Origin of the sequence: Chromohalobacter canadensis, assembly GCF_034479555.1 — a bacterium.
Lineage (GTDB): Bacteria > Pseudomonadota > Gammaproteobacteria > Pseudomonadales > Halomonadaceae > Chromohalobacter > Chromohalobacter canadensis.
Window position 1 is genome coordinate 3,440,338 of record NZ_CP140151.1, and the last position, 25,244, is coordinate 3,465,581.

General features: G+C 57.4%; 19 protein-coding genes. 17 read left to right on the forward strand and 2 right to left on the reverse strand.

Features of this window, described 5'->3' with window-relative positions:
- Positions 1 to 17: 17 nt before the first annotated feature.
- Entirely contained in the window at positions 18 to 1,316 is a 1,299-nt protein-coding gene (locus SR908_RS16030) for a DUF3100 domain-containing protein (RefSeq protein WP_246923367.1), read from the reverse strand.
- Between the two features lie 206 nt (positions 1,317 to 1,522).
- Positions 1,523 to 3,508, reverse strand: a complete 1,986-nt coding sequence (locus SR908_RS16035; RefSeq protein ID WP_246923370.1) for a right-handed parallel beta-helix repeat-containing protein — start codon at positions 3,506 to 3,508, stop codon at positions 1,523 to 1,525.
- Between the two features lie 542 nt (positions 3,509 to 4,050).
- Between SR908_RS16035 and SR908_RS16040 the strand changes: the two genes are divergently transcribed.
- The 17 genes from SR908_RS16040 (at position 4,051) to SR908_RS16120 (ending at position 25,242) form a co-directional block, all read left to right on the forward strand.
- A complete protein-coding gene (locus SR908_RS16040) occupies positions 4,051 to 5,403 on the forward strand; it encodes an exopolysaccharide biosynthesis polyprenyl glycosylphosphotransferase (protein WP_246923394.1) in 1,353 nt (450 codons plus the stop codon).
- Positions 5,404 to 5,879: 476 nt separating this feature from the next.
- Positions 5,880 to 7,046, forward strand: coding sequence for a polysaccharide export protein (locus SR908_RS16045; protein WP_246923396.1), 1,167 nt, complete (start codon positions 5,880 to 5,882; stop codon positions 7,044 to 7,046).
- 90 nt (positions 7,047 to 7,136) lie between these two features.
- Entirely contained in the window at positions 7,137 to 9,341 is a 2,205-nt protein-coding gene (locus tag SR908_RS16050; RefSeq protein WP_246923400.1) for a polysaccharide biosynthesis tyrosine autokinase, read from the forward strand.
- A gap of 130 nt (positions 9,342 to 9,471) precedes the next feature.
- Positions 9,472 to 10,896 carry an oligosaccharide flippase family protein gene (locus SR908_RS16055; protein WP_246923404.1) on the forward strand — a complete coding sequence of 475 codons (1,425 nt, stop codon included), beginning with the start codon at positions 9,472 to 9,474 and terminating at the stop codon, positions 10,894 to 10,896.
- Positions 10,893 to 11,999, forward strand: coding sequence for a glycosyltransferase (locus SR908_RS16060; RefSeq protein WP_246923407.1), 1,107 nt, complete (start codon positions 10,893 to 10,895; stop codon positions 11,997 to 11,999). The genes SR908_RS16055 and SR908_RS16060 overlap by 4 nt, the downstream gene beginning before the upstream one ends.
- 36 nt (positions 12,000 to 12,035) lie before the next feature.
- On the forward strand, positions 12,036 to 13,025 hold the full coding sequence (locus SR908_RS16065; RefSeq protein WP_246923409.1) for a hypothetical protein: 990 nt from the start codon (positions 12,036 to 12,038) through the stop codon (positions 13,023 to 13,025).
- Positions 13,026 to 13,079: 54 nt separating this feature from the next.
- On the forward strand, positions 13,080 to 14,042 hold the full coding sequence (locus SR908_RS16070; protein ID WP_246923412.1) for an acyltransferase family protein: 963 nt from the start codon (positions 13,080 to 13,082) through the stop codon (positions 14,040 to 14,042).
- A 53-nt stretch (positions 14,043 to 14,095) separates the two neighbouring features.
- A complete protein-coding gene (locus tag SR908_RS16075; RefSeq protein ID WP_246923414.1) occupies positions 14,096 to 15,244 on the forward strand; it encodes a glycosyltransferase in 1,149 nt (382 codons plus the stop codon).
- A complete protein-coding gene (locus tag SR908_RS16080) occupies positions 15,241 to 16,275 on the forward strand; it encodes a polysaccharide deacetylase family protein (protein WP_246923418.1) in 1,035 nt (344 codons plus the stop codon). Before SR908_RS16075 ends, SR908_RS16080 begins: the two co-directional genes overlap by 4 nt.
- A 168-nt stretch (positions 16,276 to 16,443) precedes the next feature.
- Positions 16,444 to 17,589, forward strand: a complete 1,146-nt coding sequence (locus SR908_RS16085; RefSeq protein WP_246923421.1) for a glycosyltransferase family 4 protein — start codon at positions 16,444 to 16,446, stop codon at positions 17,587 to 17,589.
- Positions 17,589 to 18,710, forward strand: coding sequence for a UDP-glucose 4-epimerase GalE (gene galE, locus SR908_RS16090; RefSeq protein WP_246923660.1), 1,122 nt, complete (start codon positions 17,589 to 17,591; stop codon positions 18,708 to 18,710). Before SR908_RS16085 ends, galE begins: the two co-directional genes overlap by 1 nt.
- A 51-nt stretch (positions 18,711 to 18,761) precedes the next feature.
- Positions 18,762 to 20,531, forward strand: a complete 1,770-nt coding sequence (locus tag SR908_RS16095; RefSeq protein WP_246923423.1) for an asparagine synthetase B family protein — start codon at positions 18,762 to 18,764, stop codon at positions 20,529 to 20,531.
- Positions 20,532 to 20,716: 185 nt separating this feature from the next.
- Complete coding sequence (locus SR908_RS16100) at positions 20,717 to 21,589, forward strand: decaprenyl-phosphate phosphoribosyltransferase (RefSeq protein WP_246923426.1); 873 nt, start codon at positions 20,717 to 20,719, stop codon at positions 21,587 to 21,589.
- The gene (locus SR908_RS16105) at positions 21,586 to 22,557 is read left to right on the forward strand and encodes a lysylphosphatidylglycerol synthase transmembrane domain-containing protein (protein ID WP_246923429.1); all 972 of its coding nucleotides are present in this window, start codon (positions 21,586 to 21,588) and stop codon (positions 22,555 to 22,557) included. Before SR908_RS16100 ends, SR908_RS16105 begins: the two co-directional genes overlap by 4 nt.
- Positions 22,554 to 23,855 (forward strand): FAD-binding oxidoreductase, encoded by a 1,302-nt coding sequence (locus SR908_RS16110; protein WP_246923433.1) that lies wholly within the window; start codon positions 22,554 to 22,556, stop codon positions 23,853 to 23,855. The genes SR908_RS16105 and SR908_RS16110 overlap by 4 nt, the downstream gene beginning before the upstream one ends.
- On the forward strand, positions 23,852 to 24,607 hold the full coding sequence (locus SR908_RS16115; RefSeq protein WP_246923436.1) for an SDR family oxidoreductase: 756 nt from the start codon (positions 23,852 to 23,854) through the stop codon (positions 24,605 to 24,607). Before SR908_RS16110 ends, SR908_RS16115 begins: the two co-directional genes overlap by 4 nt.
- Positions 24,604 to 25,242: an HAD-IB family hydrolase gene (locus SR908_RS16120; RefSeq protein WP_246923438.1), complete on the forward strand. Its 639-nt coding sequence runs from the start codon at positions 24,604 to 24,606 to the stop codon at positions 25,240 to 25,242. The genes SR908_RS16115 and SR908_RS16120 overlap by 4 nt, the downstream gene beginning before the upstream one ends.
- The last annotated feature ends 2 nt before the right edge of the window (positions 25,243 to 25,244 follow it).

The following is a 25,244-nucleotide window of genomic DNA, read 5'->3' on the forward strand; positions in this document are numbered from 1 at the left end:
TGTCTGCCTGCATTCCGTTACAAAAGCGCCTGAGCGACGACAGCCGAGCCGATGAAGGTCCCCGTGAACACCAGCAGCGACACGATGACCAGCTTCCAGCCCACCTGGCGGAACATGGTGAACTCGCGGGGCGAGAGCGCCAGGCCCGCATAGGCGAGTACCGGCGTCACGATGGCCAGGAAGCTCACGGATTGAAGCTGTGCCACGATCCAGGCGTTGCCCGGAAACCAGGGCAGGGTCACGGCGATACTGACCAGCGATACCCAGGCCACGCCGGGCAGATAGAAGGGTGCGAAGCGCGTGATGAGCAGCCCCAGCATGGTCATGGCGTACAGGATCACCATGCCCGGCAAAGCTTCCAGGAGAGAGCCACCGTTGATGGTGTTGCTGACCCAGGCCACCACGCATACCACAGCCATCACGATGGCGGTCTGGCCGAGATGACGCTCGGGGCGCTCTTCCTCGCTCGGGGGCGTGGCAAGATCCGGCTCTACCGTCGCCTTGGCTCCCGCAGATTTCGCCACGCGCCGGCCGGAACACCATTTGAAGATGCGCTCCGCCAGCGGCAAGGCAATGAACAACGAGATATACAGGCCGGTGGCATAGGTCAGCAGGTTGCTGGCGCCGGCGAAGGCCAGCAGTTCATCCCGCATGGCCGGCAAGGCTCCGGCGATGGCGCCTGAGCAGGCCGCTACCATGCTGCCGCTGCCCACGCCGCAGGCCATGGCCAATGCGCGGGGATCGAAGATGTCGAGCGTCGCCAGATACCCAGCCATGAGGGCGAACCACAGGGTGCCGAACATGGTGCCCACGACATAGACGCCCATGACCCCGATGCCTTCGGGGCCCTTGAGACCGTATTTGTCGGAGATGATGGCGATGTTGGGCTCGCGTGCGATGGAATACGTCGCGCCGATGGCCTCGCGCCCCATCTTCAGGACGAGCACCGCAAACGGCATGGCGATCAGCATGGTGCCCAGGTTGCCCAGTTCCTGAAGGATTAGGGCGGGACCCGCGCTGATGATCTGTTCGATGGCCGGGCCAATCGTAGAACCGAACCGGGCGATAAACGGCATGATCGACAGCAGAATGATCGGCGCCGCCGCCTCGCTCAGCTTCACCGGCACCAACCGTGAGGTCGCCGAAAAGAGGTGAGGGTTGACCAAAAGGCCGATGATGAAGGCGTAAAACAGCGGCAACAGCAGCAAACTGCCGGGCCCGAGGGGGATCTTGATGATGCCGATGGCTTCCGAGATCAGGGAAGCGACCGCCACCAAGACGTGCAAGCGCCAGTCGAGGAGCAGGGAGAGTTTCATGATGTTGTCCTGTTGTTGTAATAAAAGACGTTGTCATGGCGGAAACGATGAACAGTCGCCAGTGGTGGCTGCCCATCTTCCCCGTCACCTTGAGTATCGAAGGGGGTAGTGTTCGAATAAAAGAAGAAAAGCGTTCTAATTAATAGATCGTGCAAAGCGGCCCCTTTTGGGGCCGTTTGCGTTTCCGGAGCGGGGTTGTCGCTGCGTTAGCCGTCGGCCATGAGGTCGTCGTCGAGTTCGAAGGCGGTAAGGGTGCCAATGGCGTCGTTTTTGCGGTTGCCGTACCCGGTCAGTGAGGCTTGCGGTGGGCGCTGGAGAGTGCGTATCGCGGGGATATCGGTGGCCTGGCCGGTGTTTTCGAAGGTGCAGTCGCGGAAGGTCAGATAGTTGCTTTCATCGGCCATGAAGACACCGGGCGCGGCATCGAGGGTGATCATGGAGCCGTGCTGGGCGAGGTCTTTCTTGAAACGGCACCGCTCGAAGCGCACCACATGCCGTGAATTGCGTTTGTCGCTGTTGTGCAGGTAGAGATGCCCGCCGCCGGGAGTGAAGTCGAACTGGCAGTGGCGGTAACGGTGATGCTGCGTGGTGTCGAAGATATCGAAGCGTGGCACACCGTCGCCGAGCCGGCAGGCGTCTACATCGAGCGCTTCGAAGGCTTTGACCCAGCCGGCGGATATCTCGCAGTCATGCAAACTGATGCGCTCGGCCGGTACGTGAAAGAGCCGCGCCCGCGTGGCGCTCAGCGTGAAGTCGCGCAGGTGCGATTGACCGAGGAGCTTGAAACCTACGGGGGCGGCCGATTCGGGGGAGTCGGCGTGCCGGCTGGTGAAATGAGCAAGCTGCAAGTGGCCCTTGAAGCCGCTCGCCGAGACGATGGAGGCGTAACTGGCGCGCATGCTGTCATGGCGTCGGTCGTTGAATACTTGCCAGGTTTCGTCGAAATGGCGGATATCGATATGTCCATCGCCTGTGAGCAATAGAGAGCTGCCACTGCGTTGGGAACCGCGTAGTACCGTGGTGAAGCGCTGGCCAGTGAGATGGCTGGCTGCGAGATCCATCTCGATACAAAGCCCCCTGTCGACGTCGCGTGACAGGCAGTCGTCGACAATGTGACGCACGGGCGTGCCATGTAGGTCTTTGAGGTAAAAGCCGATGTTGGTGGTCTCGGCGATGCAGCCACGCAACGTAAAATGTCCAACACCCAGCGACGGGACGCGTCCGGTGGTGGCCACGAAGCCATAATGCGTCGTATCGCGTGAGCGACAATTGATGAACCGTACCGCGTCGCTATTTTCGGCCCAGTAACCGGCGTTGAATTCGATGCCACCGTAATCGACGCTGGCGTGATGACCTTTTTCGGCGAGGCAGTCGATGAAGTCGATGCGCTCGCTGAGTATGTGTTCCGGGCTACTGCCATAGGTGTCGGAGACGAAGCCGATGCGCGTGAAGTCACGTGCTTGGCAGCGTTCGACGAGGCCATCGCTTGCGTCGGCGATGAAGATGCCGTCACCGAAGTTGCCGCGCGAATGTTCGGCGACGACATCGCGAAGCACGAAGTTCCGTGCCCCAACACGGAGGCAGGCGAGTGGAGAGCGACGGCAGACGACGTCGTGAGCGGTGACGTTGTGACCAGTAAGGTCTAGAGGTAGGCCACCGGTGAAGGTATCGTAGTTGGAGGCGCTCCAGTGATCGGGGTCGTCACTGACGTTGCCATCCAGAGTCATGCCAGAGAGGGTGGCGCCGTCGTGGATTTCGACCAGCGTACCCCGGGCGTCACCGGTATAACGAATGATGGTCCGCTCGACTCCTGCACCGGTAACGTGAATACCCTTGAAACGTAACCCGGTACCCGATGAGGCGTAATCGCCCTCAGGAAAGATGACATCGCGCTGTTGGGCGCTCGCGGCGTCGGCAAGCTGCTTCAAGGCGACGTATTGGTCACTACCATCCCCTCGCGCGCCGAACATACCGGGCGTAAGCGTGTCGTCGAGGCGCCGCAGAAAGCGCCCATTGGCCTGGCCATGGGCACAAAAACAGGTACCGCCGTCTGATGCTCGCTGCTCATGGGCGTACCAGATGAAGGTGCCGCCGCCAAGCGCCTCTCCGCGGTAATAACCCGCTACCGTAATATGTTCTCCATCCCGTAGTTGGGCCACATCCAGCGCTTGCATCTCTTTGATGGAGGCCACATGTCGCGTGCCCACCCTTCCTGCCTGTGTGGTATGTCCCTTCCTTTCTTTCTTTTCCATGCTTGCCGCATTTTTTTCCATGCCTACTGCATGAGTGGGCAATAGACCGGCGGCAGTCAAAACGGCACCGCCTTGAAGCAGGCGAGCCAAGAGGCGTCTTTTCGAAGTATCCATTTACTTACTCCCGTCATATTTGGCCATCGTAGATGACATTAAGTAGGTAAAAAGATGAAATTCATCATTGTGAGGTTTTAAATTTATCGTCTTTATGATTAATGTTCTTTCTTTATGGTCGAGATGGTCGAGTTTAGGTTGTTAGGGCTAGATGGCCTGATGCTGTTTGATGAGATGACGTACCGAGAATATACGACTGGGTTTTTACGTATTGTTTGGCGTGTTTTTTAATGAAAAATATAGAGCGTTGTAACTACTAAAACCGTCTGGATACGAAAATAGAAACTTTGTAGCTTGTTTGGCGAATACCCGAGTTTTAGGCGTCCTTTGACGGGCGACACGGGACACTGAATAAGGTGGCGTCAATCATGTTCAATAAGCATAAAGTGCTCGATAAGTTGGATCGTTCGGCGTGGGGAGGCAGCGAGTCGTTAGTATCTAGTGTCAAAGCGTTCGATACACGTTACGAGCGCCGTCATTCGCGCTGGTACGAGCAGTGCCTGATGGGCATGCCATTCCACTTCATCGTGGGGTTGCCGGCGGTCGTGATGGTGCCGCCGTTGATGGTGCATGGTGAGGGTTTTTGGCGCGACCTGGCGCCGGGACTTACCACCACGTTATGGGCGGTGGGCGCGGCATTTCTGATCACTCTGTTCGTTTTGCACCGGATGGCGCGTTTCCCCGGTACACAGGCATCTGTGTATGTCGTACCGCTGGTCAGTGCGGTTTTCGTGGCGGTTTGGGCATTCTTGCTTGGCGCGGAACGTTTTGACGAAAGCGTGTTGTTGGGCGGCTACGTTGCGAGCCTGTTGTGGTTCTTCATCGGCTACGCTGCGGTGCAGCGGTTTCGGCGTCCACGTTTTGCCGTGGTGCCGTTGGGTGAGGCGCGCCACCTCGGTCAGGCCGATGGAGGGGATATGCACCGCCTCGAAGTGCCGCGCCTAGGATCACAGCGTATCGACGGTATCGTCGCCGATCTGCACAGCGACGCACTCAACAGTGAGTGGATGCGTTTTTTGACTCAGTGCATGCTGCATGGGATCCCGGTTTATCAACTCAAGCAGCTCGATGAATCGCGTACCGGACGCGTCAAGTTAGAACACTTGGCGGATACGGAGCTCACCTCGTTGCTGCCCTCACCGCTCTATAGCATCTGCAAGCGTGGGCTGGATATATGCGGTGCCTTGCTGCTGTTGCCGCTACTGGCGCCGATCATGCTGGCCACGGCCTGGGCCGTACGTCGTGACAGCCCGGGCCCGGTGCTCTTCGTGCAATGGCGCCTGGGGCATCGCGACGTGCCGTTTCGCATCTACAAGTTCCGCAGCATGTACTGCGACCGTGAGGGCGAGGGCGTTTCCTCCAAAGGCGATCCGCGTATCACCCCCGTGGGCAAAGTCATCCGCAAGTATCGTCTGGATGAGCTGCCGCAGCTCTTCAATGTGCTCAAGGGGGACATGAGCTTTATTGGTCCACGCCCCGAACTTGTGGATCTATCGCAGGGGTATGAAAAAGACGTCCCGTTCTTTAGTTATCGGCGCGCCGTCAAACCGGGAATCTCGGGCTGGGCCCAGGTCGAGCAGGGCTATGCGGCGGAAATCGATGAAATGGTCGTTAAGCTGCAGTACGACCTTTATTACATCAAACATTTCTCGCTGTGGCTCGACTTGCTGATTCTGTTTCGGACGTTGAGAACAGTCAGCACCGGCGTCGGTTCGCGCTGATTTCACGACCTGGCATGTTTGTTAGTTAGATACTGCCTCCGTTTCCGATGGGGGCGTTTTTTGTATTTTCGAATACTCATATGTTGCCAATTACTCGGGGCCAAATTTCTCCCGACCTTGAGAAGCCCGCTCGATACGAAATACAGGATATGAGATTCCTCATGCTCAGCAAGATGAGATTAGTAAGTAAAAAATGGGGCTGAGCGACGAGTAAAAACCAATGTAAGCATTGTGTAAATTCAGACTATGAAACGTTACATAGTGCATAGAATGAAGTTCAGGGAACGCGCAATCACTTACTGAGAAGTACCTGTAGTTGCGTGAGTTTCTATCAGCGTGCGCTTTTAAGTATGCATTAAGTGCACAGCGATGAAGCGTTTTGACAGTTAACGGTTATGGCCCAGGAGATTCGGTGTTGCTCCAGGGCGGTAGCGTGGCCAAAACAATTATCTGATCACATGAGTGAGGGAAACGGCATGACGTTACGCCGCAACGATTCTCGTTCGGGATGGAGAAAGCCGCTGCTGGGGCTTTCTTTTATGGTGGCGCTATCGGGCTGTGCGTTCGCGCCCGGCAGCAATATCGATTATGAAGCTGATTCGCAGGGAGAGGACATTTCCGACAACATCGAGGTCAAGGCCATTACTCCGAGTCTCATCAAGACGATGGCGGCGACGGAAGACGATTTGCGCGACTCGTTGTTTGATTACGCTGAGAATGCGGTGCCCGAATTCGAGATCGGTTACGACTACATAATCGGGCGCGGTGATGTGCTTAGCGTCGTGGTGTATGACCACCCTGAGTTGACGATTCCCGCCGGGAGTGAACGGAGCGCGGAAGAGTCGGGCAACGTGGTGCATTCGGATGGCACCATCTTCTATCCCTACATCGGCACGGTGGAGGTCGCGGGGCGCACTGTGCGCGATGTTCGTGGGGAGATTCAACGTCGCCTCGAAGGCTATATCGCGCAGCCTCAGGTGGACGTGAAAGTCGCTGCCTTCAACGCGCAGAAGGCCTATGTCACCGGCCAGGTCGAGCGTCCGGGAGCGGAGCCGATCACCAATGTGCCGCTTACAGTGCTGGATGCGCTCAGCAGCGTCGGTGGTCTGACGCAGGGCGGCGACTGGCATGACGTCGTGCTGACCCGCGATGGCGTCGAGCGGCACTTGTCGGTGTACGACATGCTGGTCAATGGTGATCTTGATCAGAACCTGTTGCTACAGGATGGCGACGTGTTGCATGTGCCGGTTGTCGGCAATAAGCAGGTCTACGTGATGGGCGAGGTCAATGCACCGACCGCCGTGTCGATGCCGAATGCGCGCTTCTCGCTGACCAATGCCTTGTCACAGGCCGGGGGCATCAACGAGAACAGCGCTGACGCCTCCGGCATCTTCGTGATTCGCCGCAATCAGGATGTCGACAGCGAAACCTACGCGACTGTTTACCAGCTCAACGCCGAGAGCGCGATATCCTTTGCACTGGGGTCGGAATTCATCCTGCAGCCCACCGATGTGGTGTATGTCACCGCCGCGCCAATCGCGCGTTGGAACCGCGTCATCAGCCAGATCTTGCCCAGTGTGACGGCGATCTACGAGCTGTCGCAGGCCACACGTAACATCAAGGACCTCAACGACGACTTCTAAGACGTCATTGTTATGAGGCCGTCGCTAGCACCCATTGAAGAAGGCTGGCGGCGGCCCTCGATACCCACATTCTCATGGAGTGGGAATTCTATGAATCTCAATGTACCTGCCCCACAAACCAATAAAACCGACAATGGCAATGGCAATGACATGGAGCTGGGGCGCATTTTAGGCCTCTTGTTCGACGCCAAGGGCTTGGTGATCAGCCTGATTGTACTGTTCGCGTTTTTGGGGGCGGCGTATGCCTTCCTCACGACGCCGATCTTTCAGGCCAGGTCGCTGGTCCAGGTGGAAACCAAGAGTCCCAATAACCCATTGGCGGATGCGTCGACGTCGATGCTTTCGCAAGTGCCGCCGTCGCGTTCGGAAATGGAGATCATGCAATCTCGCATGGTGCTCGGCCGTGCGGTGGATCTGCTCAATCTTGATCTGCGCATCGAACCGGTGCACGTGCCAGTCATCGGCGGCTTTCTGCAACGCCAAGGTATTGCTGCTCCTGAGTTCGCCCAGGACTGGGGGTATGCCTGGGGCGATGATCGTATTCAGGTCGCTGGTATGCCGGTGGCTGACGATTACTTGGGACAGACCTTCACCCTCAAAGTACTCGACGAGACTCGTTATGCCTTGCACTACCGTGGCGAGCGTCTGGGCGAGGGCGTCGTCGGCGAGGAGGCGAGCTTTCTCGGCGGTGCGGTGGGCGTGGAGGTCGAGTCGATCGCGGCGGCGCCGGGCGCGACCTTCAATCTAACCCATGCACAGCGCGTGGTGGCCGTCGATCAACTACGCGATAACTTCGGCATCGCTGAGCGGGGCAATGGCACGGGCATTCTGGCCTGGACCCTGACCGACCCGTCGCCGGCAGTGGCCGAGCGAATATTGTCCACCATCGGTGATATCTACGTCACGCAGAATATCCAGCGTCAGTCGGAAGAGGCGCGCAAGAGCCTGGAGTTCTTGAGCCAGCAGGTGCCCGAGGTACGCGGTGAACTTGCCAGTGCCGAGCAACAGCTCAACGCCTATCGTACCGAACACGACAGCGTGGATCTTTCCATGGAGACTCAATCGATCCTCGATCGCGTGGTCAACTTGGAAAGCCAGCTCAACGAACTCGAATTCTCCGAAGCTGAAATCTCGCGACGCTTTACGCCTAGCCATCCGACCTATGCGGCGTTGCTGGAAAAAAAGGCGCAGCTTAATAAAGAGCTGAGTGCGCTTGAGGATCGTATCGACGGAATGCCGGAAACCCAGCAAGAAGTGCTGCGCATGCAGCGCGATGTTTCCGTCAATCAAGAAATCTATGTGCAGTTGCGCAACAAGGTGCAGGAAATGCAGATCGCGGAGGCCAGCACCGTGGGTAATGTGCGGGTGCTGGATGAAGCGGAGCCGTTTCCACTGCCGGTGGCGCCCAACAAGATGATGAATATTGTGCTTGCTACCTTGCTAGGTGCGGCGCTTGCGGTGGCGTTGGTGATGCTGCGAGCAATGTTCAATCGTGGCTTGGAAAGCCCCGATCAGCTCGAGCAACTGGGCCTGCCGGTCTATGCCATCGTGCCCAAGTCGGACGACCAGGGCCGGCTCAGCCGTCGCATTCGCCGGGGTGGGCACTTGCAGAGCGTGCCGGCGGGGCTGCTGGCCTGGCATCGCCCGTTGGATGTCTCCATCGAGGCAATGCGCAGCCTGCGCACCAGTCTGCACTTCGCGATGCTGGATAGCACCGACAACCGCTTGATGATCTCTGGCCCTAGCCCGGGGGTGGGTAAGAGCTTCATCACCGCCAACCTGGCTGCGGTGTGTGCCCAGAACGGCCAGCGTGTCCTGGTGATCGACGGCGACATGCGCAAGGGCCAGATGCACAAGATCTTCAAGGGCCCCTCCGAGGATGGCTTGAGCGAGATCCTCTCTGGTCGCCATTCACTGGAGGAAATGGCGCGCCCGGTGGAGAGCATCGAGGGCCTTGAGTACCTGGCGCGCGGGGTGGTGCCGCCGAATGCTTCGGAGTTGCTAGCCTCGTCGCGCTTCACCGAGCTCTTGGCCAAGGCCAGCGAGCGCTATGACCTGGTAATCGTCGATTCGCCGCCGGTGCTGGCGGTAACTGATGCCACGGTGATTGGCAAGCGCGTGGGCACGACGTTGATGGTGGCGCGCTTCCAGCTCAATCCGCCCAAGGAAGTCGAGCTGGCAATGCGGCGCCTGGATACCGGCGGGGTACGCGTCAAGGGCTCGATACTTAATGGGCTCGAGCGCAAAGCGGCCACGGCGTACACCTATGGCTATTATAATTATTCATATAGCTAATACTAATATATGACATGTATATCAATCCCATGCGTATCACTAACGTTCGTGCGGCTGACCATCACCATGCACACCGCTAACCAATCCAGTGGCGCCATGACGTACGCGGGACGTGTTCGAGGAGTAAACCTTGCTGATTCGATATACCGCTTATTACGGCTTGGCGCGGGGTGTGCCGGGCTTGCTGAATTTCCTGGCAATCGCGATCTACACCCGGCTGCTCTCGCCCAGCGACTACGGGATTTATGCCCTGGTCGTGGTGTGGGTGGGGTTGGTCAATGTGGTGTGTTTCCAGTGGATCCGGCTCTCGTTGCTGCGGTTCTTCCCGGCGAACCTGGACGACCCACGGCGCTTGTTGAGCACGCTATTACTGGCATATACCAGCGTGGCGTTGACCACCGGCGTGGTGGGCGTGGGAGTGCTGCTGGCGGTGAACGATACGGCGGTACGCTCGCTGGTGTTGATCGCGGTGCCGCTGGTGTGGGTTCAGGCCGGCTTCGAGCTGAGCCTCGAGTTGATGCGCAGCCAGCTCAACCCGTTGCGTTACGGCTTGATGGCGGGGGTGAAAGCAGTCATTGCATTGGGGCTGGGGGTGTTGTTGATCACCTGGGGCTTCGGTGCATTCGGGCCCTTGCTGGCGATGCTGGTGGGTATGCTCGCTGCCGTGGTGGCGCTGGGAGCATCCTTGTGGCGCGGGGCACGGCCGTCGCTGGCGCTATTGCCGGACCTCAAACCCTTGCTGAGCTATGGGCTGCCGTTGACCGCGACCTTCGCCCTGGGATTCGTGGTCTCGAGTTCCGACCGCTTTTTGTTGGCGGCGTTGTTGAACAACGAAGCGGTGGGTATCTACACCGCCGGCTACGACCTGGTCGCGCACGTCATCGATCTGCTGCTGATGACCGTGAACCTGGCGGGGTATCCGTTGGTGGTGCGCGCGCTCGAGCAGCGCGGACGCGAGGCGGCCCGCGAGCAGCTCGACCGCAATGGGGGCTTGCTGCTGTTGATCGGGATACCGGTGACGCTGGGCTTTATCGTGCTGGCGCCGCAGATCGTCGCCTTAATGCTGGGAGGGGCGTTCCACGAGGGGGCCACGCAGCTAGTGCCGTGGGTCGCCTTGGGGGTCTTCATGTCCTGCATCCGAGCCTTCCATTTCGATCTGGCGTTTCAGTTGAGCGAAAAGACGCTCTATCAGGTGTGGATCAACGGTGGCGCGGCCTTGATCAATGTGGTGCTCAATCTGTTGCTGATCCCGGCGTTTGGTTTGATGGGGGCGGCCTACGCCACGGTGATCGCGTATGGCGTGGCACTTGCGCTGAGTGTGTTGTTGGGGCGGCGGTTGTTTGCGGTCTCCCTGGTCACGCGTGACAACCTCAAGGTACTGCTGTGCGGCGCCATTATGGTGGCGTGCCTGTGGCCACTGCGCGAGGCAAGCGGAACATGGGCCCTGGTTGAGCAAGTGCTGTTGGGGGCGGCGGTTTATACCGTTAGCGCATTTTCGATGAACGTAGCGAATGTACGAGAGCTGATGTTCGCCAAGCGACGGACTGTAAAATGAAAGATGACGACAAACGCATTGCAGTGTTTTTGCCTTCGTTGGTGGGGGGGGGCGCGGAGCGAGTGATGGTGACACTCGCCAATGGGTTCGCCGCACGTGGCGTGTCGGTAGACCTTGTCGTGGTAGCGGCCAAGGGGGCGTATCTGGAAGATGTCTCGCCGGATGTGCGCCTGGTGGAGCTCGGCGCCTCTCGAGTGCTGTTCAGCCTACCGGCGCTGGTACGCTATTTGCGCCGTGAGCGTCCGGAAGCCTTACTCTCGGCCCTCAACTACGCCAACATCATCGCCTTGTGGGCACGCACATTGGCGCGGACCAAGACCCGGCTAGTGGTCTCGGAGCGCAATAACTTGTCGAGTGCCATGTCGAGTGGTCGTTTCAAGCGAGGATTGCCGTGGTTGATGCGTCTGAGTTATCCCGCTGCGGACGCGATCATCGCAGTCTCTAATGGGGTAGCCGATGATTTGGCGCAGACCCTGGCGTTGCCGCGAGAGCGAATCGATGTCGTCTACAACCCCGCAGTGACCGAGCGACTACGCGAGTTGAGTGTCTTACCGTTGGCGCATCCGTGGCTCGCGCCCGGCCAGCCGCCGGTGATTCTTGCCGTGGGGCGGCTAACCGCGCAGAAGGATTATCCTACCTTGCTCAAGGCCTTCGCCGCCTTGCGTGCCCACCGCGACGCGCGCTTGGTAATTCTCGGCGAGGGCGAGTTACGCGACACACTGGAGGCCATGGTAGCGCGATTGGGGGTGGCGGAAGACGTCGCTTTTCTGGGCTTCGTCGACAATCCCTATGCCTGGATGCGCCAGGCCTCGCTGTTCGTGCTGTCGTCGGCCTGGGAGGGCTTCGGCAATGTACTCGCCGAGGCTATGGCCTGCGGCACGCCGGTGGTGAGTACCGATTGCCCTAGCGGGCCAGCGGAAGTTCTCGAAAACGGTGCATGGGGGCGGTTGGTACCGGTGGGCGATGCCCCGGCATTGGTGCGGGCTATATCCGAGACGCTCAATGACGAGACGCATCCCGACGTGTGCCACCGCGCGCGGAGTTTCGGCCTGGACCAGGCCTTAAGCGCCTATTTACAAGTTGTGCAACGCCAGCCCATCTGACATCAAGCGCTGAGCGCGACGCTAGTGAGACGAGTGATGAAACTACTGATACCTACTCAAGGCTCGTTTGGTTACAAGGCCATGTGTCTGGCCCTGGCGGGTATTTATGCCTGGTTTTTGATGGGGTTGGATATCGATGGCTATATCGACCGGGCGAATTACCTTGTCTATGCCAAGTATTCCAAAGAAGTGTTCGCGATGTATGCCGCCAATGGCTTCAGTGAGATGCTTACTAACGAGCCGTTATGGTTGCTTTTTAATATTTGGTTGTCTGAGCATTTTACACCTGAAGATACGCTGCGGGTTGTTATTTTCTTTTCATCTTTTTTGGTTTCATTTTTGGTTTTGAGAAGTTATCCAAAATATGCTTTTGTATTGGTTCTGTTTATTCTTATGCCTCAGGTTCTTAAAAATAACATTATACACTTGCGTCAAGGGTTAGGTATTACATTTTTCTTTCTAGGGTGGTGGTGTCGTTATCTGCCTCTGCGGATATTATTTATCGGCTTGGCACCTCTTGTACATGCATCATTTTTCTTCATTAATGCTTTGTTCCTGCTCAATATCGCGTTTTCGACGTTCTCGGTCTCCATCGTGTGGCGCGTGGTTTACACCTTGGGAGTGGGCGTCGTGCTGGGGGTGATGGGGATTTGGCTGGCCGACGCACTTGGAGCACGACAAGGCGGAAATGCCATGTACAGCGGAATGGGCGCGGGCGGTACGGGATTGGCTTTCTTGTTCTGGATCGTGTTTACCGTAGTTTTATTTATGGAAGGCAAAGCCTTTCTCAAAAACAATTTCTTTGCAGTTTCCATTCTTATTTTTTATTTATCGACTTACTTTTTACTGCCCGTGACGGCGCGTGTTTTCGAAAGCGGCATGCTGGTGGTGTTGCTAGCTTCGCTGGGGTTGACCGATTGGCGACGCTACGCGGCGTATACGCTGTACGCCTTTTATTTCTGCATGCAGTGGTATCCACTTTTAGGGCTTCCAGGCTATGGTTGGGGGATCGAAAGCGCGATATAACGTTATTTATAATAATGATCCTGCGTCAGGATTTATATATCAGGGGGAGGTGAGATGCAGCGTAATATTCCATTGGATATTCTTAAGCTGATATTGGCTGTTATCGTGGTGATTTCACATGCTGGGGTGTTGTGGGGATATAGCGAATTGGGCTATCAACTGACCGTGGAGGGGTTGTTTCGTATCGTGGTGCCCATTTTTATGATCGTAAGCGGATATTTTTTCATCAGCGTGATTCGCTCGAGATCGCTCGTTATCTGGCTCAAGAAGGTCGTGGTGATGTATGCCTTCTGGATGCTGGTGTATGTTTATTTCTGGTGGGATATTCCGTCAACGACACCTTATGAAATTCTCAAGCTTTTGCGCGTGGCGGTCATGGGCTATCACCACCTGTGGTTTCTCTCGGCACTGATCGGGGCTGCCATTTTACTGTACATGCTGCGCAATCGCTCCGTTAAATTCCTGCTTGTATTGGCGTTGATGCTCTATGGCATGGGCGTTTTCTTCATGTATGCCGGTAATTACCATCTGTTTGCCGGCAGCGTGCTGGACAAGCTGTTCCATGAAGCCTGGTCCTATCGCAACTTCTTATTTTTCGGCTTCCCTTTCTTCTGTATCGGATATTTGCTGCGATCTGGGGAAGGGGCGCGCCAGCTAAATCGCCGTTATTACGCGATTTGGAGCCTGGCGGGCGCGCTCCTGTTACTGGGGGAATCCTATCTCAATTATGTCAGTCTCGAAGGGCTGCCACATTTCGATATGTATCTGAGTCTGCTGATCTTTTGCCCCGGGCTTTTCCTTTGGGTCTCGTCGATGCAGGTACCTGGCGACAGCACGTCCCTGGCGTATTACGCGACGGCGCTGTACTTCATTCATCCGCTTTTCATCTCGCTTTTCGAGGCACTCTCGTATCGGCCCGGCAACATGCTGGCGTTATTGGCACTGGCATCGTCGCTGGCGGCCGTGGTGTTGCTCAAAAGAAGTCGTAAGCGCCTGGGGTTTGCCTTCGGTGGATGATCGTGCGCCGCACAACGTATGACGATTACGTCGATTCAAGGATGCAATAGCTTATGTTAGCCAAACCGCTGAATGTTCTGCATGTCATCACGGGCCTGGACGAGGGGGGGGCCGAGAGCTCGCTTTATCGGCTTTGTTATAATGATCGCTGTAACGTGCACCTTGTGGTGTGCTTGATGGACGCTGGCCAATACGGCCCGCGCTTCGACGCGGCGGGTATCGAGGTCGTGTATTTGTACATGCCGAGCGGCCGCGTGACGATCTCCGGCCTGTGGCGACTGTGGCGGGCCATTCACGCGTTCCGGCCGGATGTGGTGCAAACTTGGATGTATCACGCCGACTTGGTCGGCGGCGTGATGGCGCGTCTGGCCGGGGTCAAGGCGGTCTGCTGGGGCATTCGCAACAGTAACTTGGTGCCCGGCGTGTCCAGGCGCAGTACGATCTGGGTCGCCAAGGCCTGTGGCTCTCTGTCGAGCGTGGTGCCGCATAGTATTGTGAGTTGTTCACAAAATGCGGTGGAGGTTCATCGTCAACTGCGTTATGCGGCTACGAAATTCGTAGTCGTGCCCAATGGCTACAATCTGTCACTGCTATCCCCTGATACCGAGGCACGGGCCCGGTTGCGTGCGGAGTGGGAGGTCGAAGGCGATATGCCGTTATTCGGCATGGTCGCGCGCTTTGATCCGCAAAAGGACCACGCCAATCTGATCGCTGCCTTGGCTCAGCTCAAAGGGCTGGGTTGGGACTTTCGCTGTGCGCTGATCGGCACCGGGCTGGATACTGACAACACCGAGCTTCTTCAACTGCTGGAGAAGCATGGGGTACGCGATCGGGTGCTGCTGATGGGGCGTCGCAGCGACATTCCGGCGGTAATGAATGCCCTTGACGTTCACGTACTGTCGTCCAGCTTTGGTGAGGCGTTTCCCAATGTATTGGCTGAGGCGATGGCATGCGGTACGCCGTGCGTCTCCACCGATGTTGGCGATGCTGCCTTTATCGTCGGCGATACCGGTTGGATCGTGCCGCCCAGTGATTCGCGGGTGCTGGCGGATCAATTGGCCATGGTGCTGGGCGAGCACGCCGACTCGGCGGCTTGGCAGGTGCGCCAGCAATGCGCGCAGCAACGCGTCGTCGATACCTTTAGCGTACAACGCATGATTGATGGTTTCAGCGCGGTTTGGCATCAGGCGGGTCACGTATGAATGCTAACTGGATGACACGTTTAGCGCGTGCCGAGGGCGAGCCGCTGCGTCCACCGGCTTTCGTTATTTCCCTGGACTTCGAGCTGCACTGGGGGATGTCAGACATCGTAACTACACCCGAGCACCCGTATGTGCGCCAGTTGCTTGGCGCGCGACGCGCGGTGCCGGCGATGCTCGACCTGTTCCGCGAGCGCCATATTCGCGCGACTTGGGCCACGGTGGGCTATTTGTTCGCCGAGGACCGCGCGACGCTGAAGCGCTTTTCGCCCACGCGGCGCCCGCATTACGCCAATCCGGCGCGTGATAACTATCGGCTGGAGATTGGGGACGACGAGGCCAGCGATCCGCTGCATTACGCCCGTTCGCTGGTCGATCTGATCGCGCAGACGCCGGGCCAAGAGATCGCCTCGTATACCTTCTCGCATTACTACTGCCATGAAGAAGGCCAGACGCCGGAAGACTTCAAGGCCGATCTCGCGGCGGCGATGGCCATCGCTGAGCATGTCGGGCATCGCCCGAGTTCGTTGGTCTTGCCGCGTAATCAGGTCGACGAGGACTATCTGGCGCCAATGCGTGAGGTGGGCTTTCGTTGTTATCGCGGCAATCCGCAGCGCGCGGGATTCTCGCGTCATCAACGCGACGCAACCTTTCGAGGCGCGCTGCGCTTGCTGGATAGCTACGTCGATTTGACTGGGCACCACGGCATCAAGTGGCGCGATCTCAAGGGCGACCCACTGGATATCCCGGCTAGCATGTTTCTGCGTCCCCGCCGTGGGGTGCCGCAGTTGGATGCGCTACGGCTGAGACGCATCAAGAACGCCATGCGTCGTGCCGCCAAGCGTGGCGAGATATTCCATCTGTGGTGGCATCCACACAACTTTGGCGGGGATACCGATGCCAACCTGCGTGATCTCGCCGCTATCATCGGCTATTTCCAGTCGCTTTCCATCGAATACGGCATGCGCTCGATGTCGATGGGCGACGTCTTGATGCGTCACGAACAGGCCACGACAGCCCCCTCGACGACCTAGCACCTAACCGCACACGCGGCGCACGTCTTCAAGACACTCGATCAATGCTTGCCAACGCGCTTTCGCGCGAGGGCCGGGGAGGCTTTGTCTTCACTTCAAGAACGGGTCTTCAAAAACGGGCTTTCAAGATGCCCCACAGACGCTCTCCACTGCAGAGGATTTGTTTCCATGAACGATAAAACGATTGTGCTGGTTTCCAACACGTCCTGGTCTCTCTACAACTTCTGCCAGGGGTTTTTGAGGGCGCTAGAAAGACGCGGCTTTCGTGTGGTGTGTCTGGTGCCCGACGACGACTATTCGCAACGCTTGCTCGATGAATTCGACGTCACCCTGCACAGCATGCCCATGGACGGCAAGAGCACTTCTCCTACGCGGGAGGGAAAGTGTCTGTTCTGGTTGTACGGTCAGTTGCGCGAGCTGCGGCCCGCCTTCGTTTTCAACTTTACGATCAAGGCCAATCTCTATGCGGGCCTGGCTTGCCGTGCCCTGAGAATTCCGTATGCCAATACCATCACCGGACTTGGGACGGCCTTCCTGCATGACAGCCCCTTGTTTCGCCAAGTGCGACGGCTTTACGGCTTCGCCAATGCCGGGGCGAGGCGGGTGTTCTTCCTGAACCCCGATGACCGTGCTGTCTTCGAGCGCCAAGGCATGTTGCAAAAAGTCGACTGGGGAATGCTGCCGGGCGCGGGGGTCGATGTAACGCGCTTTGCGTTCACGCCGTTGCCTCAGGAAGGGCCCTTCACCTTTGTGTTGATCGCGCGACTGCTGGGCGACAAGGGCGTGCGTGAGTACACCGCGGCGGCCGAGCAAGTGCGTTTGGAAAATCCCGAGACGCGTTTTTTGATCGTTGGGCCCAAGGGCGTCAGCAATCGCACGGCGATCGACGACGAGGAGATCGAGGCTTGGCGCGAGCGGGGGGTCGTTGAATACGTCGGTGCCCAGGACGATGTGCGGCCCTGGCTCGCCCAGTCTCATGTACTGGTGCTGCCGTCCTACCGCGAGGGCTTGCCGACCACCGTATTGGAGGCGGGTGCGATGGGGCGGCCGACCATCGCCACCGACGTGCCGGGGTGTCGCCATGCCGTGACTGACGGTGAAACCGGTTGGCTGTGTCGCGTCAAGGACGTCGAGTCGCTGGCGGCGCGCATGCGTGCGTGCCTGGTAATGACGCCTTGGGCACTTTCCCGCGTAGGTGTGGCGGCACGTCGACGCGCCGAAAAGGAATTCTCGCAGGACATCGTCGTGGCGGGATATCTGGCCTGTCTCGAGGCCGATCTGATGAATCACCAACACATGAAAATGGAGGCATGATGGCGATATTAGTGACGGGCGGCGCCGGCTACATCGGCTCGCATATGGTGCTGCGACTCATGGAGGTCGGCCACGACGTGGTCGTGATCGACAACCTCTGCAATGCCTCGCGTGAGTCGCTGGAGCGCGTCTCACAATTGACCGGCAAAGAAGTGACCTTCATCGAGGGCGACATCCGCGATCGCTCGCTGTTGGATTACGTTTTTGCGGATTTCGAGATCAGCGATGTGTTGCACTTTGCCGGACTCAAATCCGTGGGGGAGAGCGTCAACGAGCCGTTGGCGTATTTCGAGAATAATGTGGCGGGCACCATCACGCTGTGCCAGGCCATGATGGCGGCGGGAGTTTACCGTTTGGTGTTCAGTTCCTCGGCGACGGTGTACGGCGATGCTACGCACATGCCGTTGAGCGAGAGCGCGCCCACCGGTCAGCCGACCAATGCCTACGGGCATTCCAAGCTGATGGTTGAGGAGGTGTTGCGCAAGTTGGCGCGGGCCGATCCACGCTGGTCGATAGCACTGCTGCGCTACTTCAATCCCGTGGGGGCGCATCCCAGCGGGCTCATCGGCGAGGACCCGTCGGGTAAGCCCAATAACCTGCTGCCGTTTATCTCCCAGGTGGCGATCGGGCGTCTGCCGGCGTTGTCGATCTTCGGCGACGACTATCCGACGCCCGACGGTACCGGCGTGCGCGACTATATCCATGTCATGGATCTGGTCGAGGGGCATCTGGCGGCGATGCGCGTGCTGGCGGATCGTCCGGGGGTTAATGTTTGGAACCTGGGCACCGGTCAGGGGTATTCCGTGCTCGAGATGGTGCGGGCTTTCGAGATGATCTCGCAGCGCGACGTGGCGTATCGCATCGTGCCGCGCCGCGACGGGGACATCGCCGAATGCTGGGCGGATGCCTCGCTGGCCGCGCATGAGTTGGGCTGGAAAGCTCAGCGGGGCCTAACCGACATGATCGCCGATACCTGGCGCTGGCAGTCGAGCAATCCCGAAGGTTACCCAAGCAAAAGTGTGGTGCGACGCGACAGCCTCGGCAAGCCCGGCGGCGTGGCCAATGCCTTGCCGAAGATCTACCTCATCGACACCGCACGTGCCAACCGGGCGGCCTCGTGACGGTTTGTCCTACCAATTAGCAGTCAATTTTCAGCACCAGGAAGAAGCCTTATGTCCAAAGTTTTATACGCTTGCAGTCGAAAATCAGGTTTCAGTTATAGTACCAAGGAAAAGCTGAATGAAATTTGTAATCAGCTTGTTCCAGACAATATCGATGCTCCGAAACCTCATGTAGTACGTGTCGAAGATGATTTGGCATATGCTGTATGCATGGATAGTGGCGCCCTCCAAGAGTCCCGGATGAGCTTGTTTCTTGGGTTTCTATATGAGAAACACAAAGTGCGCTGGGATGAACCCGGGAAAAACTATCCAGATGGTAATTATGCCTTGTTTAGGGTTGATGAGGCCGAGCTTGAAGTGGTGAGCGATTGTGTTGGGACTAGAACGGTCTGGTATTACCATGATGAAGAGATTTTTATTGCATCAACATCGCAACGCGCAATAATTATGTTCCTTGGGACATTTGAATTTGATGAAAGAGTGGTTCCGTGGATGCTATCGACAGGCTCGCTGGGTCCGCAGTTTTCTTGGGATAAAAGAATCAAGCGCCTGCCAGTCGATAGTTCTTTATCGCTTGACAAGAAGTCATGGCGCACCTCTGTCACTCAAACACCCATTAACTTTTCTGTGGTTAGTCGTAAGAGGGAAGGCCATAAGAAGTTATTGACTGATGCGATCAGTCAAACTATGGAGTCTCTTGAGAGTGTCGATTTTGAGCGATGGGTGCTACCGCTATCTGGGGGTTATGATAGTCGAGGAATCTTGTTATCTATAAAAAATACTATAGGGGCACCAGATAATCTGAAGGCGATAACGTGGGGTTTAGAAAAATCGCAGAATGAAAAAGACAATGATGCTTATGTGGCTAAGGAGCTAGCTCGTTCCGTAGGAGTTCAGCATAAATACTATCATACAGATATCTCTCCAGAGCCGCTTGAGGTGGTTTTCGATCGATTCCTTTTTTGCAGTGAAGGTCGTGTTGACCATATTGCTGGGTACATGGATGGTATGGATATCTGGAAACAACTCCATGATGAGGGGGTGAATGGAGTCATTAGGGGTGATGAAGGTTTTGGAGAGTACCCAGCTTCATCAGAGTTGGCCGTTAGGCATTTAGCCGGTTGTGGTTTGTGTTCCGACTACAAAAACTTATCGAAAGTTATTAATGAGTTTGGATTTTCCCCTCAAGAAATGCCAGTTGAATTACGCCAAAAAGAAGGGGAGGCATTTTACGCATGGCGAGATCGACTTCACCAAGAATATCGTATTCCCACCGTTCTTGCGGCCCTGTCGGATATCAAATACTCGTATTTAGAGCAAATAAACCCTTTGCTTTCCAGGTCAGTGCTAGATGCCGTTAGAAGCTTTCCCGACAATCTTAGGACGGATAAGCATCTGTTAAAGAACATCGTTGAATCTATGGAGCCGAGAGTCCCATTTGCCGTTAAAGTCGCAAATGCTAACCCTAAAGACATACTCCGAGGGAAAGCGTGCGTCGACCTTATGAGGTCAGAGATTAGTAGCAATTATTCGTCTGATCTGTTCGGGCCTGGTTTTGCAGATAAAATTATTAGTGGAATAAAAGTTGGGGAGGATGAGTTGAGGAAACGGAGCATGAAAGGACTGGTAAGTTCGTTTGTGCCGATCTCAATAAAGAACCGACTGCGTGATACGGTCGCTCGCCCATCAGTCGATGGTAACGTCCTTGCATTTAGAGTCTTTATGGTTATAAAAATGCATAAGATGTTAACCTCTGACTCTTCGAAAGCGGCCAACTTGCAATACCGTGCGACAGACGAGGCACGCGCTGCTACTGGTTAAAGACTAGTTAAAGTCTGGTTAAAGCTTCGCTGATTAATATCCGGGGATCAGGTGATCTACTTTATAAAGCTCCAGCGAATTCGATTTCACGCAATGATAACGAGGCTAATGTGAGCGGATTTCTAGAGGTTCGGGGTCTATTAAATAAGATAGCAAGTCCATGTCTCGTCGCAGGGATTCCATATATGCATTCGGTTATAAAGCTGGTGAGGCCACACCAGTACCTCAAGAATGGTTTTGTGCTAGTCGGGCCGTTATTTGCCCATCAGTGGGATCTTTTCACACTCTCTCAAGCGCTGCTGGCTTTTCTGGCGTTCTGCTGCATGGCGAGTGCGGTGTATGTGCTCAACGACATCATGGATATCGAGGCGGATCGGGCCCACCCGGTGAAGTGTCGTCGTCCCTTGCCTAGTGGTGCCATTTCCCCGCGTGCGGCCAAACAGCTGCTTGGTGGACTGATAGCCGCATCGATGATGCTAGCAATGTTGGTTAGCGGCTGGGTCACTCTGTTTGTAGCAACTTATTTTGTCATCAACATCTTTTACTCTTGGCGCCTTAAGCACATCGTGATCCTCGATGTATTCTTGATCTCGTCCGGCTTCATGCTGCGCATTCTGGCCGGCACGGTGGGGTTAGGCATCGCGCCGTCCGCGTGGCTGCTGCTGTGCGGTCTGATGGTCACATTGTTCCTGGGCTTCTCCAAGCGACGCGCCGAGCTACTGATGCTCGAGAGTAACGAGCACTGTAACGGAGGGCTGACCCGCCGTGTGTTGGATGATTATAGTCCGGCCATGCTTGAGCAGTTCATTGCTGTCACTGCTGCATGCACGGTCCTTGCCTACGGCCTCTATACTGTTTCCCCAAAGACGATCGCCCTGCATGGAAGTGATGGTTTGATCTACACCTTGCCCTTCGTGGTGTATGGCATCTTTCGCTATCTTTACCTGCTGCATCAACAGTCCAAAGGCAATGATACGGCCAAGGACCTGGTCATCGACCACCATCTGTTGGCGACGGTCGTGGGCTGGGTGGGGTCGACCCTGTGGGTCCTAACATGATGGCGGAGGTGAATTACCTGGAAGGGTGGCGGCTGCGGGCGCTGATCCTCTCCATCGTGGCCGCCACCGCCGGCTACCTGGCGTTTTCCCTGTGGGGAGGCTGGAATGAGGTGGTAGCTGCCTTCGTGCGGATAGGCCTGATAGGCACGCTGATCGCCCTATGCTTGTCGCTGCTGAACTACGCTCTGCGGTTCTGGCGCTGGCAGCTCTACTTGTCGCAGTTGGGGCATCGCGTGGCCTGGCCGCCGAGCCTGCGAATCTATCTCAGTGGCTTTGCCCTGACGACCACGCCTGGTAAGGCGGGGGAGGCTTTCAGGGGCGTACTCCTCAAGCAACGTGGGGTACCGTTCCCGGCGACCTTCGCTGCCTTCATCAGCGAGCGCCTTTCCGACCTCGTTGCCATCGTGCTGCTCACCCTGGTGGGGCTGGCCCAATACCCCCAGGCGCGGAGCATTGTGCTTGCCGGGGTATTGGGGATCGTGGTGGTGCTGGCCTGCCTGTCGAGCAAGACCCTGCTGGACAGGCTGCATCGTTGGGCCTCGGCTCGCCAGGGCAAGCTGATGGCCTTGGTTATCCATGTCAGCGAGATGCTGGGGGGCGCGCGCCGCTGCCATCGTCCCGGCCTGCTGGGCGTCGCTACCGTGATCAGCGTGATCGCCTGGGGGGCGGAGGCACTGGCGTTCTACTGGATGTTGGGCTGGCTCGATGCCGACATATCACTGTCGTTTGCCATCTTCGTTTATGCGCTGTCGATGCTGGCCGGCGCTCTGAGCTTCCTGCCGGGCGGCCTAGGGAGCGCCGAAGCGGTGATGGTTTCGCTGCTGATCCTCAAGGGCATGACTATGCCTGCAGCCATTGCGGCGACGGTATTCATTCGCCTGGCAACGCTGTGGTTTGCGGTGATGATCGGCCTGGTGGCCCTGGTCCGCAGCCGTCATGGTGAAGCGCCTGCGGAGGAGACAGCATGACCGCCCCACGTTCATGGAACCGTCTACCGCGCGTGGCTCCCGACGCGGTCCATGCGCTGACCCAACGCTCCGCCGGCGTGCCGGACAGCCTGCCCAGGCCGCTGCTGGCTTATGGCAGCGGGCGCAGCTATGGCGATGTGTGCCTGACCGAACAGGGTACGCTGCTGCTCACCCGAGGGCTCGACCGCTTTATTGAGTTCGACCCGCAGCGTGGTGTGTTGCGCTGTGAGTCGGGCGTTACCCTTGCCGAGATCCTTGCCCTGGTGGTGCCCCAAGGCTGGTTTCTGCCCAGCACGCCTGGGACGCGCCTGGCCACGGTGGGCGGCGCAGTCGCCAACGATGTGCATGGCAAGAACCACCATGCCGTGGGCAGCTTCGGTCACCACGTCCGTGCTCTGGAAGTATGGCGCAGCGATGGCAGCGTTATCGTGTGCCGGCCCGAGGACGACAATGGCTGGTTCTCGGCAACCATCGGCGGGCTGGGCCTGACTGGGCTGATTCGCTGGGTCGAGCTGCAGCTGATGCCCATCCAGAACCCTTGGATGTGGGTCGAGTCGCAGCGCTTCGCCAACCTCGACGAGTTCTGGGCGCTCAACCGTCGTGCCGAGGCTCGCTGGCCCTATACCGTGGCCTGGATCGACTGCCTGGCCAAGGGCAAGGCCCAAGGCCGAGGCATCCTGTTGGCCGGCCAGCATGCGGCGTCACAGGCTGAATTTCCGGCCTTCAAGGAGGGCGGCAAGCGGATCCCCGTCGATCCACCATTCTCGCTGGTTAATGGCCTGAGTCTGCGCGCCTTCAATACTCTCTATTACCGACAGTCTGTGAAACCCCAGGGGACGTTGACTCACTATGTGCCGTACTTCTACCCGCTCGACGCCATTCAGGACTGGAACCGCATCTATGGGCGGCGTGGCTTCTACCAGTACCAGTGCGTGATTCCGCCCCGCGAGGCCGAGGCCGCTACCGCGGCACTGCTCGATACCATCGCCAGGCGCGGGGAGGGGTCGTTTCTTGCCGTGCTCAAGACCTTCGGGACCAAGCCCTCGCTGGGCATGCTGTCGTTTCCGCGCCCCGGCACGACCCTGGCCCTGGATTTCCCCAACCGGGGCAACAAGACCCTGCGCCTTCTCGAGGAGTTGGATGCCATCGTGCGTGAGGCCGGTGGCACCCTCTACCCCGGCAAGGACGCCCGTATGCCGGCGAGCCTGTTTCAGTCCGGCTACCCCCAATGGGAAGCCTTCAGCGATTATATCGACCCCGGCTTTTCTTCCCGATTCTGGCAGCGTGTGACCTCATGAACTCTCTCAATCGTGTAATCCTCTTCGGGGCGACCTCCGCCATTGCCGAGCAGACCGCCCGGCAGCTGGTTGCCCAGGGAGCCTCTCTCTACTGCGTGGGGCGCAACCGCGACAAGCTCATGGCCCTTATTGATGACCTCAAGGTACGGGCCAGCGACCAACAGCAGATCGATGGGTGCGTGGCCGATCTGACCGACAGTGATCAACATGCTCGGCTTATCGACGCTGGCGAGCGAGCGCTGGGCGGCATCGATGGCGTGCTGATCGCCCACGGCACTCTGCCGGACCAGCAGGCCTGCCAGGCGGATGTCGACAAGACCCGCCAGGAGATCGAGACCAACGCCCTGAGCGTGATCAGTCTGCTGACCCTGCTTGCCAACCGCCTCGAGCAGCAACAGCACGGCGTGATTGCCGTGATCAGTTCGGTGGCCGGCGATCGGGGGCGGCAGAGCAACTATGTCTATGGCGCCGCCAAGGGCATGGTCACGTTGTTTCTACAGGGACTACGCAACCGGCTGGCCAAAGCCAGCGTGGACGTGGTGACCATCAAGCCCGGCTTCGTCGATACCCCCATGACCGCCGAGCTCGATAAAGGCGGGCCGCTGTGGGCCAAACCCGAGCAGATCGCCACGGGCATCATCAAGGCCATGCAGAAGGGCAAGGGGGAGGTGTACCTGCCGTGGTTCTGGTGGGGCATCATGCTGATCATCAAGCATATCCCTGAAGCTATCTTCAAACGGATGTCGTTATGAATCAGCTTCCTGAGTTCGATACTCGTCCCGTCGCCTTTTTTGACTTCGATGGCACCTTGACGACTGGTGATACTTTGATGCCGTTTCTCAAGTTCGTCGTTGGCAAACCGACCTATTACGCCAAGCTTGCGCTGCTGAGCCCGGTACTCGGTGCTTATTATGCAAAGCTACTGCGTAACGACATCGCCAAACAAATCGTACTCAAACAGTACTTAGGGGGGTATCACATTGATGAGCTCTTTAGATTTGGGGAGCGTTTCAGTGAAGAGGTGATCCCCACCATGCTGCGCCTAGAAGGGATGGAGCGTCTCAGATGGCACCAGGCCCAAGGCCATGAGTGCGTACTGGTGAGTGCCTCGATGAATGTTTACCTGGAGTCTTGGGCTAAGCGAGAGCGTTTTTCGGATGTGATCTGCACAGCGCTAGAAGTTGGTCAGAAGGGCCACGTATCAGGGAAGATTCAGGGAAAGAATTGTCATGGGGATGAAAAGGCGCGGCGAATAGTCGTTTCTAAGCTGAATAGCAGAAGGTTAACATATGCGTATGGAGACTCTAAGGGAGACTGGCCTATGCTTAAGTTGGTGGATCATGGGTTTGTTTTCGAAAGGGGCGCTTTTTCTGTTTCTTCTATTTAGGT